Genomic DNA, 12,963 nt, shown 5'->3' with positions numbered 1-12,963 from the left:
CAGGGCTAATCGGAATGGAGGCCGATGGATTTTGGGGGCTCGCCCCTATTTAATGCGCTGTGTCACCTGGAGTGCTTGGCTTTTAAGGGAAAACCCGTATATTTCTGCGATGTTAGATTTTCAAGATACGTCTCCTGCACGCTTGGCCTTGGCGGCCTCGCGTGCAGCCGCGCACACGGTGGTGCCGATCCGCTCCTTGGGCGTGGGCCACCGCGAGCGGATTGCGGCCCACCTGTTGGCGCTGGACCCGCGCGACCGCTACCTGCGCTTTGGCTACAACGCCGCCGACCGGCATATCCAGGATTACGTGGCCGGCCTCAACTTTGCCAAGGACGACATCTTTGGCATCTACAACCGCAAGCTGGAGCTGATTGCCATGGCGCATTTGGCGTACTCGGTGAATCCGCAGTTCAAGTCGTGTGCCGAATTTGGCGTGTCGGTGCGGCCCACTGCGCGCGGGCGGGGCTATGGTGCGCGGCTGTTCGAGCGGGCCACCATGCACGCCAGCAACGAAGGGGTCGAGCTGCTGTTTGTCCACGCCCTGAGCGAAAACACCGCCATGCTGAAAATTGCCCGCAAAGCCGGTGCCACGGTGGAGCGCGACGGCTCCGAGGCCGAAGCCTTTTTACGCCTGCCCCCCGCCACGCTGGACAGCCGCATGGCTGAGATGGTGGCCGAGCAACTGGCCCAGACCGACTACCGCTTCAAAATCCAGGCCAAACATTTTTGGGATTTTCTCAGCGGCCTGCAAAGCGTGCGACAGGGCGTGCGCGACGGTCGCCACAAGTCGGCCGCCTGACGGGTTTCGGCCACCGTCACCACAATCGTCTATCCTTGCGGCTTGTTAACAACCGCACGTCCTGCATCCAAGGCTGTGTCCGAACCCCACCCCGCGCGCTCGTCCTCCCATCTGCCTGAACGGGAAGACAAGCGTGGCTTCTTGCAAAAACTCGCCGAATTCATCCACCCCGGACCCGATTCGCGCGACGAACTCTTAGAAACCCTGTCCGAAGCCGAGGACAACCACATCATTGGCGCCGAGTCGCGCGTGATGCTGGAGGGCGTGATCCGCATGGCCGACATGGCCGCTGGCGAGGTCATGGTGCCCGCCACCCGCATGGACCTGCTCGACATCGCCGCGCCGTTTGACGACCTGCTGCACCAGGTGATCGAAACCGCCCACTCGCGCTTTCCGGTCTATGAGGGCGAACGCGAAAACATCATTGGCATCCTGATGGCCAAGGATTTGCTCAAGCTGCAACGCGCACCCGAGCTGAACATCCGCGCCCTGCTGCGCCCGGCGGTGTTTGTGCCCGAAACCAAGGGCCTGAATGATTTGCTGCGGGATTTCCGGGGCAACCGCAACCACCTGGCCATCGTGGTCGATGAGTTTGGCCGCATTGCCGGGCTGATCACCATCGAAGACGTGCTGGAGCAGATCGTCGGCGAGATCGAAGACGAGTTCGACATCGCCGAGGACGAGGGCGACATCTTCGGCCTGGCCGACCGCACCTACCGCGTCAGCGGCGACACCGCGATTGACCGCGTTAACGAAGCCTTTGGCGTGAAGCTAGCCAGCACCGATCCCGAGGACGCGTTTGACACCATCGGCGGCCTCATTGCCCACGAAATGGGCCACGTGCCCAAGCGCGGCGAACACCACGCCCTTGCCGGGCTGAACTTTGTGGTGCTGCACGCCAAAGGCGGCGCGGTACGCTGGTTCAAGGTGTCTGCGGTGGCGGACACCGACACCAGCGGTTAATGCGCGATTTGTTCCACCGGCCCCGCCACACAGCGCTGGGCGGGCTTCTGTTGGCCGCGCTGTTCGGTGCAGCGCAGGCCGCGTCCATCGCCAACCCCTTCAACGGCCAGCCCCTGTGGTGGCTGCAATTGCTGTCTATGGGCGGCCTGTTCTGGCTGGTAGACCGCGCCGCCACACCCCAGCAGGCGGTGTTGCGGGGCTGGGTGTTTGCCTGGGCCTGGCTCAGTGGCACGTTCTGGTGGTTGTTTATTTCGATGCACACCTATGGCGGCCTGCCTGCGCCGCTGGCGGTGCTGGCGGTGGGTGGGCTGGCCGCAGTGTTGGCGCTGTACTATGCGCTAGTTTGTGGGTGTTTTAAGGCTCTAGCGCATATTCCACCTGCGCAGCGTGCTATTATTTTTGCATCTTTGTGGATGCTGGCTGAACTGGCGCGCGGGCAGTGGTTTACCGGTTTTCCGTGGGGCGCCGGGGGTTATGCCCAGTTGGACGGGCTGGCGCTGTTTGCCCGCTATGTGGGCGTGTATGGCGTGGGCTGGGTGGCCACGCTGGTGGCGGCTTGCGTGGTGCTGCGCCAGTGGCGCCCCGTGCTGCTGGTGGCCGTGCTGGCGGTGGCGGCGGTATCCGTGCCCGTGCCGCCCAACGACCCGGCGGCCACGCTGCCCGTCACGCTGCTGCAAGGCAATATTCCGCAGGACGAGAAATTCGAACTCGGCGCAGGCGTGCCGGTGGCGCTGCATTGGTATGGCACCGAACTGGCGCAGGCCCGCACCCCGCTGGTGGTGGCCCCTGAAACCGCCATTCCCATGCTGCCGCAACAGCTGCCTGCGGGCTACTGGCCGGACTTGTTGCAGCGCTTTGCCAGCGGCGGGCAAACCGCCTTGGTCGGCGTGCCGCTGGGCAACGCCAAAGACGGCTACCTGAACGCCGTGGTCGGCCTGCAGCCCGGCCGCACACTGCCGTATGAATACGCCAAGCACCATTTGGTGCCGTTTGGCGAGTTCATTCCGCCACTGTTCAAGTGGTTTACTGAAATGATGCACATCCCGCTGGGCGACTTCAACCGGGGCGCGGTGGGCCAGCCGTCGCTGGGCGTGGCGGGCCAGCGGCTGGCGCCGAATATTTGCTACGAAGATTTGTTTGGCGAAGAGCTGGGCGCGCGCTTTATCGACCCGGCGCAGTCCCCCACTATTTTTGTCAATGTGAGCAACATCGGCTGGTTTGGCGACTCGCTGGCCATCGACCAGCACCTCGGCATCTCGCGCATGCGCACGCTGGAATTCGAGCGGCCCATGCTGCGCGCCACCAACACCGGGGCCACCGCCGTCATCGACCACACCGGCCGCGTCACCGCCGCGCTGCCGCGCCTGACGCGTGACGTGCTGGTGGCCGAGGTGGATGGTCGGGGGCTAAACGCCACCAGCGGCTGGCGCATCACCCCCTATGCCTGGTGGGTGGCCAGGTTCGGCCTGTGGCCGCTGTGGGGGCTGGGGCTGCTGACTTGGATTTGGGCTTACCGCAAACGTCGGTGAATACCCGTTGTATGACGGGTTTGTGGCGGGTTATGCCGAGAAGGCATGGGTCTTGCGTAGTCTGGAGTGTGCACGCCGATAGCATCGGGCACCTCGAAAACGAGGCCATTTTTAACCCCCAGGAGTCTTTCTATGCGAACCCATTTCAGGATCGAAAAATTCGTTGCCGGAGCCGCAATTGCGGCCCTGTCGGCCTTGGTCAGCTTGGCCCAGGCCCAGGCAGCCAAACCCAATGTGGTGATTCTGGCCACCGGCGGCACCATCGCCGGAGCCGGTGCTTCGGCCATCAACAGCGCCACCTACGCCGCCGCCAAGGTTGGTGTGGATAAGCTGATCGCCGGTCTGCCCGAGCTGGCCAATATTGCCAATGTGCGGGGTGAGCAAGTGTTCCAGGTGGCCTCTGAAAGCCTGACCAACGACAACCTGCTGACCCTGGCCCGCCGCGTCTCGGCCCTGGCCAAGCAAGCCGATGTGGATGGCATCGTCATCACCCACGGCACCGACACGGTCGAAGAAACTGCCTACTTCCTGACCCTGGTAGAGCGCACCAACAAGCCCATCGTGATGGTGGCCTCCATGCGTCCGGGTACGGCTTTGTCGGCCGATGGCGCGCTGAATTTGTATGGCGCAGTGAGCGTGGCGGGCAGCAAAGACGCTATGGGTAAAGGCGTTCTGTTGACCATGAACGACACCATCGACAGCGGCCGCGATGTCAGCAAAAACGTCAACATCAAGACCAACGCGTTCTCTAGCCAGTGGGGCCCACTGGGCATGACTGTTGAAGGTAAGAACTACTGGTTCCGCGCCCCCGTCAAGCGCCACACCATGAACTCTGAGTTCGACATTGACACCATCACTGATTTGCCCAATGTGGAAATCGCCATGGGCTACGAAGGCGTGGCCCCCACCGCTATTGAAGCGCTGGGCAAGAGCGGCATCAAGGCCCTGGTCCACGGCGGCCCCGGCAACGGCTCGGTGGCCAACCGCATCGTGCCCTACCTGCAAAAAGTGCGTGCCGACGGTGCCATCGTGATCCGCAGCTCCCGCGTGCCCGACGGCTTTGTGCTGCGCAACGCCGAGCAGCCCGACGACAAGTACGACTGGGTCGTAGCCCACGATCTGCGCCCCCAGAAAGCCCGTATTTTGGCAATGGTGGCTTTGACAAAAACCAGCGACACCAAAGAACTGCAACGCATCTTTTGGGAGTATTGAACACCCCCAGGCGTGCGGACTTCGTCTCGCCGCCACCCCCCTCCTATTGGCTTAAAAAGCCAATAGGACATGCAGGGGGCGATGTCTACGGCCCGGCATAGCCAGTTCCGTGGTTTCTCTGGAAGGGGCGGGGGCAGAGTCGTTCTGGCTGAAGAGTTGTTTGCTATCTAATTAAGAGCTGCTAATGCATATTGAATATGCGCTAGCGGCTTTTTTCTTTGTCAAGCTTGGCTTGTTGCGAGGCCGTGGGTTTGCCTGCGCGCCAGGCCCGAACGCGGGCCCTGGCTTTTCTGGAGGCGGTCTGCCGCTCGTGTTTGTGCTTGCGGTACTGCCACACCATGATCCAAGCCGCCACGCCCACCACCATCAGCACGCCGCAGATCAAATACGCCATAAACCAGCTGAATGCGCTGCCTGCTTCCTCCATGTGGGTCTCCTGAGTTGCTGGATGTGTACAAATGTTACGACAGTGTGGCACGCAAACGCCGTGCTAAGCCTTTTCCGTGACATATTCCACGGCCCCGTAAAATCAGGAACAGCATCGCCGCCTCCGGTGATCTTCCTCTTTGCAGACCTCCATGAAGACCTTCCAGCAAATTATCCTGACCTTGCAGTCCTACTGGGCTGAGCAAGGCTGCGCGCTCTTGCAGCCCTACGACATGGAAGTGGGCGCGGGCACCTCGCACACCGCCACCTTTTTGCGCGCCATCGGCCCCGAGCCGTGGAAGGCCGCCTACGTGCAGCCCAGCCGCCGCCCCAAAGATGGCCGCTACGGCGAGAACCCCAACCGCCTGCAACACTATTACCAGTACCAGGTGGTGCTCAAGCCCGCCCCGGCCAACATCCTGGAGCTGTACCTGGGCTCGCTCGAAGCCCTGGGCTTTGACCTCAAGCAAAACGACATCCGCTTCGTCGAAGACGATTGGGAAAACCCCACCCTGGGCGCCTGGGGCCTGGGCTGGGAAGTCTGGCTCAACGGCATGGAAGTGACGCAGTTCACCTACTTCCAGCAGGTCGGTGGCATCGACTGCAAGCCCGCCACCGGCGAAATCACCTACGGCCTGGAGCGCCTGGCCATGTACCTGCAAGGCGTGGACAACGTTTACAACCTGGTCTGGACGGAAGGCGGGTCAGCGCAGGGCCGCTCCCAAGCGGACCCAGCCCCCCCGGGGGGCAGCGGACCTCGCGAAGCGGGGGAGCGTGGGGGCCAACTCCTCTACGGCGACGTGTACAAGCAAAACGAGGTCGAGCAATCCACCTACAACTTCGAGCACAGCGACACCGACTTCTTGTTCACCGCCTTCACCGCGCATGAAAAGCAGGCCAAGCACCTCGTCGCCGAAAGCCTCGCCTTGCCCGCCTACGAGCAAGTGCTCAAAGCCGCCCACAGCTTCAACCTGCTGGATGCGCGCGGCGCCATCAGCGTGACCGAGCGCGCCGCCTACATGGGCCGCATCCGCAACCTGGCCCGCAGCGTGGCGCAAAGCTACTTCGAGAGCCGCGCCCGCCTGGGCTTCCCGATGGCACCCAAAGACTGGGCCGCCGAAGTCCTGGCCCAGATTGAAAAGAAAGCCGCCTGATATGAGCGTTAAGAATTTACTGGTGGAGCTGTTCGTTGAAGAGTTGCCACCCAAGGCCTTGAACAAACTGGGCAATGCCTTTGCCGCCGTGCTGCTAGAGCAGCTCAAGGCCCAAGGTTTGGCCAGCGCCGAGTCCACCGTGACCGCCTTCGCTTCGCCGCGCCGCCTGGCCGCGCACATCACCGCCGTGGCCGCCTTCGCCGCCGACAAGGCCGTATCGGCCAAGCTGATGCCGGTGGCCGTGGGCCTCACCGCCGACGGTGCGCCTACCCCCGCGCTCATCAAGAAGCTGCAGGCCCTGGGAGCCGACGCATCTGCCGTAGCCGGTTTGAAGCGTGCGATGGACGGCAAGGCCGAAGCCCTGTTTTTCGAGCGCACGGTGGCCGGTGCCCGCCTGCAAGAGGGCTTGCAAAAAGCCCTGCTGGAAGCCATCGCCAAGTTGCCGATTCCGAAAGTGATGAGCTACCAGCTCGCCAGCGGCTGCGCCCAGCCCGGCTGGAGCAGCGTCAGCTTCGTGCGCCCCGCGCATGGTCTGGTGGCGCTGCACGGCTCTGAAGTCGTGCCCGTCGAGGCCCTGGGCCTGCAGTCCGGCAACACCACCCACGGCCACCGCTTTGAAGCCGCCGTCGATCCCGTGGTGCTGTTGGATGCCGACAGCTACGCCGAAACCCTGGCCCGTGACGGCGCAGTCATCGCCAGCTTCGCCGAGCGCCGTGCCGACATCGTGCGCCAGCTGAATGCGGCTGCAGCGCAGATCGGCAATGGCGTGCGTGCTATCGAAGATGAAGCATTGCTGGACGAAGTGACCGCCCTGGTCGAGCGCCCCAACGTGCTGGTGTGCAGCTTCGAGGAAGAATTCCTCGGCGTGCCGCAAGAATGCCTGATCCTCACCATGAAGGCCAACCAGAAGTACTTTCCGCTGCTGGACGCTGCGGGCAAACTGACCCACCAATTCCTGATCGTCAGCAACATCAGCCCGGCCGACCCCAGCCAGGTCATCGGCGGCAACGAGCGCGTGGTGCGGCCCCGGCTGGCGGATGCCAAATTCTTTTTTGACCAAGACCGCAAGAAGACTCTGGCGTCGCGTGTGGCGGGGCTGGACAAAGTGGTCTACCACAACCAACTCGGCTCGCAAGGTGAGCGGATGCAGCGTGTTGGCGATATCGCATACGCCATTGGTTTCAAGCTGTCGCGAATTGAAGGCGACGCAACGCTGGCGGTTACTGCTCAGCAAGTGGCGAAGTTGGCCAAAACCGATTTGGTCACCGACATGGTGGGCGAATTCCCTGAGCTGCAAGGCACGATGGGCCGCTACTACGCACTCAACGACGGCCTGTCGGTCGAAATGGCCAATGCCATTGAAGACCATTACAAGCCGCGCTTTGCGGGCGATACTTTGCCGCGCAACCCGGTGGGAACCACCGTGGCGCTGGCCGACAAGCTGGAAACGCTGGTGGGTATGTTCGGTATCGGCAACCTGCCCACCGGTGACAAAGACCCGTTCGCGCTGCGCCGCCATGCGCTGGGCGTGATCCGCATGCTGACCGAGCAAAACCTGCCGCTGGACGTGACCGCGCTGGTCGAGTCCGCGTTCAACGTGCTGGGCGACAAATGCACCGCCCCGCGTGAAGCCTCGGTGCAGGCTCTGCTGACTTTCATGTTTGACCGCCTCGGCGGCAGCCTGCGTGAAGAGGGCTACAGCGCCCAAGAGGTCGATGCCGTCCTCGCCCTGCGCCCGCAGCGTCTGGCCGAAGTCCCCAAGCGCCTGGCCGCCGTGCGTGCCTTCGCCGCCCTGCCCGAAGCCGCAGCCCTAGCAGCCGCCAACAAGCGCATCGGCAACATCCTGAAGAAGACCGACGCGGTAGACGCCCACGCCAACCCCGCGCTGTTCCAGGAGCCCGCCGAGCACGCTTTGTTTGCCGCCATGCAGCAAGCCGCCCCCGCAGCCCAAGCCCAGTTCGAGTCCGGCGATTACACCGCCAGCCTGCAATCCCTGGCCGCCCTGCGCGCCCCGGTGGATGCCTTCTTTGACGGCGTGATGGTCAACGCCGAAGCTGTTGATGTGCGCCTGAACCGCCTGGGCCTGTTGCAAAGCCTGCACAACGCGATGAACCGCGTGGCGGATTTGTCCAAACTGGCTTCATAGGAAACACCCCATGAAACTCGCCATCCTCGACCGCGACGGCACCATCAATGTGGACAGTGACGAGTTCGTCAAATCGCCCGACGAATGGCTGCCGCTGCCCGGCGCGATGGAAGCGATTGCCAAGCTCAACCACGCGGGCTGGCGTGTGGTGGTGGCCACCAACCAGTCGGGGCTGGGGCGCGGGCTGTTTGACGTGGCGGCGCTGAATGCCATGCACGCCAAGATGTTCAAGCTGCTGGCCGCTGCCGGGGGCAAGATTGACGCGGTGTTCTTCTGCCCGCACGCGCCCGACGATGCCTGCCACTGCCGCAAGCCCGCACCGGGCCTGTTCGAGCAGATTGGCGAGCGCTTTGGCATCGACCTGCACGGCGTGCCCACGGTGGGCGACAGCCTGCGCGACCTGCAGGCCGGGGTGGCGGTGGGCTGCGAGCCGCATGTGGTGCTGACCGGCAAGGCCGCACGCTTCCGCAGCAAGGGCGTGCTGCCGCCCGAGTTTCCGGTGGGCACCTGGATCCACCAAGACCTGCTGGCGTTTGCCACGTTTCTCATCCAGCGCGAACTGGCGGCCAAACCGTTGCTTGTGTAGTGCTATTTAATTAATAGCTGTATGTGCATTTTTTATATGCGCTAGCGGCCTAAAAGACTCTTAAAAATGCCTTTGATCCGATCTGTTCTGCACATGCTGTTTTTGGCGATCACCGTCATTCCCTGGGCATCGTCCGTATTTGTGATTCGCCTGTTTGCCGGGCCGACGGCGGTGTACTGGGCGTGCGCGCGCTGGCTAAAGCTGTCGGTGGACAGCGGCACGGCCATTCTGGGCATCCAGAACCGCATCACCGGCATGGAAAACCTGCCCACCGGCGCGCTGGATTCTGCGGTGCTGCTGTGCAAGCACCAGTCCACCTGGGAGGCGCTGATGATGCCCGCCATCATGCCGCGCCCTTTGGCCTATGTGTTCAAGAAAGAGCTGCTGTACGTGCCGTTTTTCGGCTGGGCGATGGCCTGCATGGACATGATCCATATCGACCGCAGCCAGGGCACGCAGGCGTTTAAAAAGATGGTCGCTTCGGGTAGGCGCCTCACACAGCAGGGCACCTGGATCATCATGTTCCCCGAGGGCACGCGCATAGCCCGGGGCCAGGTGGGCGAATACAAGACCGGCGGCACGCGCCTGGCCATCCAGTGCGGCGTACCGGTGATCCCGATCGCCGTGACCTCGGCCAAATGCTGGCCGCGCAAGGCTTTCATCAAAACGCCCGGCATTGTGGATATCTCCATCGGCAAGCCCATCTCCAGCGTGGGCCGCCGCCCGGACGAGCTGATGGCCGAGGTCCAAGCCTGGATCGAAGCCGAAATGCGCAGGCTAGACCCCGAGGCCTATCCGCAGCTGTAGCCACTTCAAACGACGGGATCGGCCAGGGTGCCGCCCGGGCTCCTAGAAACTACTCCACCCACCATCACCGTTGGCGACTGCCGCATTCGGCAGTGCTTTGGGCAACGCTTTGGGTTTGTGCGCCAGGCTGCGAACCACCTTAACGGCTGGTTTCGCGGCGGGCTTGGGGATACTGCGCAACGTTGGTTTCGGGGTCGGTGCCGCCTTAACCGCTTGGTGCGCCGCATGGGTCGATAATTTGAACAGGCCCACCGTGGCCACCATGTCTTCGGCCTGGGTGTTCAGGCTGCCAGCCGCTGCCGCCATCTCTTCGACCAGCGCAGCATTTTGCTGGGTCACCTGGTCCATCTGGATGATGGCCTCACCGACCTGGGATACGCCAGCGCTTTGCTCGCTGCTGGCGGCGCTGATCTCGCCCATGATGTCGGTGACCCGGCGGATGGAGCTGACCACCTCGCTCATGGTGACACCCGCCTGGTCCACCAGCGCTGCGCCTTGTTCCACCCGCTCCACACTGGCACCAATCAGGCTCTTGATCTCTTTGGCCGCCTGGGCCGAGCGCCCCGCCAGGCTGCGCACTTCGGATGCCACCACCGCAAAACCGCGCCCCTGCTCACCCGCGCGGGCGGCTTCTACTGCGGCGTTCAGCGCCAGAATATTGGTTTGGAAGGCGATGCCGTCGATCACGCTGATGATGTCGGAGATTTTGCGCGACGAGTCGTTGATGCCCTTCATGGTCTCCACCACCTGGGCCACCACTTCACCGCCCTGGGTGGCTACCGTACTGGCGCTTTGGGCAAGCTGGTTGGCTTGGCGCGCGTTATCGGCGTTTTGCTTGACCGTGGCGTTCAGCTCTTCCATCGAGGCAGCGGTTTCTTCCAGTGCGCTGGCTTGTTGCTCGGTACGGGCACTCAGATCGTTATTGCCTTGGGCGATCTGTGCGCTGGCGCTGGCCACACCTTCTGCATTGCTGCGCACACTGCTGACGGTGCGGGTCAGCGACTCTTGCATGCCTTTGACCGTCGCCATGATGCTGGTGCGGTCGTTGTTGCGCAACACAATGGGTGTGCTCAAGTCGCCTTCGGCGACGCGCTGCACCGCTGCATTGACCTGTGCGGGTTCGGCACCCAGGGCGCGGGTCAGGCTGCGCGTGATGGCCCAGCCCATCAGCCCCCCCACTAGGGCCATGGCCGCCGCCAAGCTACTAAATAGCCCGGCATAAATGCTGGCGTTCTGGGACGATGTATTGGCCAAGGTTTTGCCGGATTCTTGTTGGTAGTCGTTTGCGTCGCCCACGATTTTGTACAAAGCTTCGCGGGCTATCTTGGCATCGCTAAAGAGCACTGCGCTGGCATCGCTGGCCCTTCCTTGTTTGACAAAGTCGATGACACGGTCAGTGGCTTGAACGTACGATTGGCGTTTTTCTTTGAGTAAATTCAACTGTTCGCGGCCTTTGCCGGCCACGGTTTTGTCCAGCGCGGCCACCAGCTCGACATTACGCAACCGCATATCACCGATCTTTTTTTGCTCGGCCCCTAGCAGCGCGGCATTCTCAGGCGCAACCATCATGTTGCGAATGCTTACGGCGATCGCATTCACGTTGTCCTTGATTTCCGAGAACTGGGCAACCTTTGTCATGCGGCTGTTGGCCACTTCGTCCAGGTCGGCGGACATCTTCTGCATTTGCACCGTGCCGAGCACGGCAATAAAAATACCCAGCACAATCGCCAGTCCGAAGCCGAGAGCCAAACGGGTGCTTACTTTGAGGTCATCAAATGACATAGATTCCTAGGATGAAAGAGGTGTGCACAAGAACCATCGGTACCAAAATAAGCCAATGTGTGACTTACTTAATTTTCACAGTTACAAAATGTCTTTTTATTGATGCCTGTCAAATTCCGACTGTTTATATGCCTGCTTGGCGAATAATTCCAGCGACTTTTTACGCCAAGCTTGCAGCGCTTCAATGGGGAATACGTGATTCAGCGCCCGCTGCGGGATATGGTGGTTGTACGACTGGTAAAACGGTCGGTAAGGGTTAAATAAGGCTGTCGCTGTCGCTGCCGTGCCGCAATTCCCGCGCTCTAAAGAGCGGCCAGCTGCGACCGGGGACATACTTACATCTAACTTGACAGATCACTGTGTGCGTGAAAGCTGAGAACTTTGACAGCGCCAAAATGGCGGCGTGGCTAAACTTTCTCGAGGCGCCGTTTATTGAAGTTTGCCTTTGACCTTTTTGCCCCTGGGCTTAAAGGGTTGCCGCTTGAGCCAGTCCCTGTAAATCTCCAGGTTTCAAAGAAATACCGTGCTAGCGCAAATCTTACATACACCAGCAGCTCCTGAAAATATTGCGCTTGAGCCGCAGCCATCGGCCCTGCTTTTGCGCGATACGCTCGGGACTATCGCCTACCACCACCCTGCAGCCAACCGCACCGTGCAACTGCCTGGCGCGTTAGTGGGTTTCGCGTTGAAACGCAGTAAGCGCCGCAGCATCGGTTTTGTGGTGGGCGCACAAGGCCTGGTAATTAGTGCTCCCAAATGGGTGCCGCTGGCCGAGGTGGATGCGGCTGTGCGCAGCAAGGGTGGCTGGATCGTGCAAAAGCTTGGCCAGTCCCAGGAGCGCCAGGCCGTGCAGCAGGCTGCGCGGGTGGTATGGCAAAACGGGGCCGCCTTTCCCTATCTGGGCCAGCCGCTGACGCTGTTGCTGGAGCCCGCGCTGCACCGGGCCCACCAAGGGGCGCTGGTGATGGACCACACTTTGCGTCTGGCCCTGCCGCTGGATACTCCCCCCGTGCAGATCCGCGCTGCCGTACACAAGTGGTTGCTGCTGCAAGCCCGGGCATTGTTTGTAGAGCGTTTGAACCATTTCGCACCCCAGTTGCAAGTGCAGTGGAAGCGCCTGGCCTTGTCCAACGCCGCCACCCGCTGGGGCAGCGCCAGCAGCACCGGGTCGATCCGGCTGAACTGGCGGCTGCTGCACCACCGCATGGCCGTCATCGATTACGTGGTGGTGCACGAGCTGAGCCACCTGCGCCACATGGACCACAGCGCCCAGTTCTGGGCCACGGTGGCCTCCATCCAGCCCGGCTATGCGCCGCTGCGGGCCGAGCTGCGCAGTGTGGCGGTTCCTAAATGGGATGCCGAGGGGTCAGATCCCGGTTGCGCGCCGCGCATTGGCGGGTAGGCTGGCGCATCACTCGCAACCGGGCTCTGACCCTCATGCCCTAGGATAAGAAGAAGTACCCCTGAAACCTGGGTGGGCTGAGCCCTGGACAGTGATAGCCTGGAGTTGCAAAACGAACCAGACACCACAAGGACTCAGCCCAGTTGCAGGATACCAA

Annotated in this window: 12 protein-coding genes; 9 read left to right on the top strand and 3 right to left on the bottom strand. The window is 62.1% G+C overall.

From position 1 onward, the window contains the following. The first annotated feature begins 109 nt into the window (after positions 1–109). The 4 genes from AC0969_RS07990 to AC0969_RS07975 all read left to right on the top strand — a co-directional run bounded on the left by AC0969_RS07990 (position 110) and on the right by AC0969_RS07975 (position 4,503). Positions 110–799 (top strand): N-acetyltransferase family protein, encoded by a 690-nt coding sequence (locus tag AC0969_RS07990; protein WP_479623623.1) that lies wholly within the window; start codon positions 110–112, stop codon positions 797–799. Between the two features lie 75 nt (positions 800–874). Then, positions 875–1,762 (top strand): HlyC/CorC family transporter, encoded by an 888-nt coding sequence (locus AC0969_RS07985; protein ID WP_479623622.1) that lies wholly within the window; start codon positions 875–877, stop codon positions 1,760–1,762. Then, positions 1,762–3,291: an apolipoprotein N-acyltransferase gene (gene lnt / locus AC0969_RS07980; protein WP_479623621.1), complete on the top strand. Its 1,530-nt coding sequence runs from the start codon at positions 1,762–1,764 to the stop codon at positions 3,289–3,291. Before AC0969_RS07985 ends, lnt begins: the two co-directional genes overlap by 1 nt. A 132-nt stretch (positions 3,292–3,423) precedes the next feature. Next, positions 3,424–4,503 (top strand): type II asparaginase, encoded by a 1,080-nt coding sequence (locus AC0969_RS07975; protein ID WP_479623620.1) that lies wholly within the window; start codon positions 3,424–3,426, stop codon positions 4,501–4,503. Between the two features lie 202 nt (positions 4,504–4,705). Here the strand turns inward: AC0969_RS07975 and AC0969_RS07970 are convergent, their stop codons facing one another. Then, positions 4,706–4,930: a hypothetical protein gene (locus AC0969_RS07970; protein WP_479623619.1), complete on the bottom strand. Its 225-nt coding sequence runs from the start codon at positions 4,928–4,930 to the stop codon at positions 4,706–4,708. 151 nt (positions 4,931–5,081) lie between these two features. Between AC0969_RS07970 and glyQ the strand changes: the two genes are divergently transcribed. From glyQ to AC0969_RS07950, 4 genes are all read left to right on the top strand, one after another. Then, positions 5,082–6,083 (top strand): glycine--tRNA ligase subunit alpha, encoded by a 1,002-nt coding sequence (glyQ, locus tag AC0969_RS07965; RefSeq protein ID WP_479623618.1) that lies wholly within the window; start codon positions 5,082–5,084, stop codon positions 6,081–6,083. Between the two features lies 1 nt (position 6,084). After that, positions 6,085–8,229 (top strand): glycine--tRNA ligase subunit beta, encoded by a 2,145-nt coding sequence (gene glyS, locus AC0969_RS07960; RefSeq protein ID WP_479623617.1) that lies wholly within the window; start codon positions 6,085–6,087, stop codon positions 8,227–8,229. A 10-nt stretch (positions 8,230–8,239) separates the two neighbouring features. Next, entirely contained in the window at positions 8,240–8,815 is a 576-nt protein-coding gene (gene gmhB / locus AC0969_RS07955) for a D-glycero-beta-D-manno-heptose 1,7-bisphosphate 7-phosphatase (protein ID WP_479623616.1), read from the top strand. Between the two features lie 66 nt (positions 8,816–8,881). Further along, complete coding sequence (locus tag AC0969_RS07950) at positions 8,882–9,622, top strand: lysophospholipid acyltransferase family protein (protein WP_479623615.1); 741 nt, start codon at positions 8,882–8,884, stop codon at positions 9,620–9,622. Positions 9,623–9,664: 42 nt separating this feature from the next. On the opposite strand, the gene AC0969_RS07945 is transcribed toward AC0969_RS07950, so the two are convergent. Both AC0969_RS07945 and AC0969_RS07940 read right to left on the bottom strand, forming a co-directional pair. Beyond that, positions 9,665–11,404 (bottom strand): methyl-accepting chemotaxis protein, encoded by a 1,740-nt coding sequence (locus tag AC0969_RS07945; RefSeq protein WP_479623614.1) that lies wholly within the window; start codon positions 11,402–11,404, stop codon positions 9,665–9,667. A 96-nt stretch (positions 11,405–11,500) separates the two neighbouring features. After that, positions 11,501–11,737, bottom strand: a complete 237-nt coding sequence (locus AC0969_RS07940) for a hypothetical protein (RefSeq protein ID WP_479623613.1) — start codon at positions 11,735–11,737, stop codon at positions 11,501–11,503. 265 nt (positions 11,738–12,002) lie between these two features. On the opposite strand from AC0969_RS07940, the gene AC0969_RS07935 reads away from it, so the two are divergent. After that, positions 12,003–12,806: a M48 family metallopeptidase gene (locus tag AC0969_RS07935; RefSeq protein WP_479623612.1), complete on the top strand. Its 804-nt coding sequence runs from the start codon at positions 12,003–12,005 to the stop codon at positions 12,804–12,806. Positions 12,807–12,963: the final 157 nt, after the last annotated feature.

Source organism: Rhodoferax sp. LB1P47 (assembly GCF_056521445.1).
The sequence above is the reverse complement of the archived record's forward strand: the minus strand, read 5'-3'. Positions and strand labels throughout refer to the sequence as shown.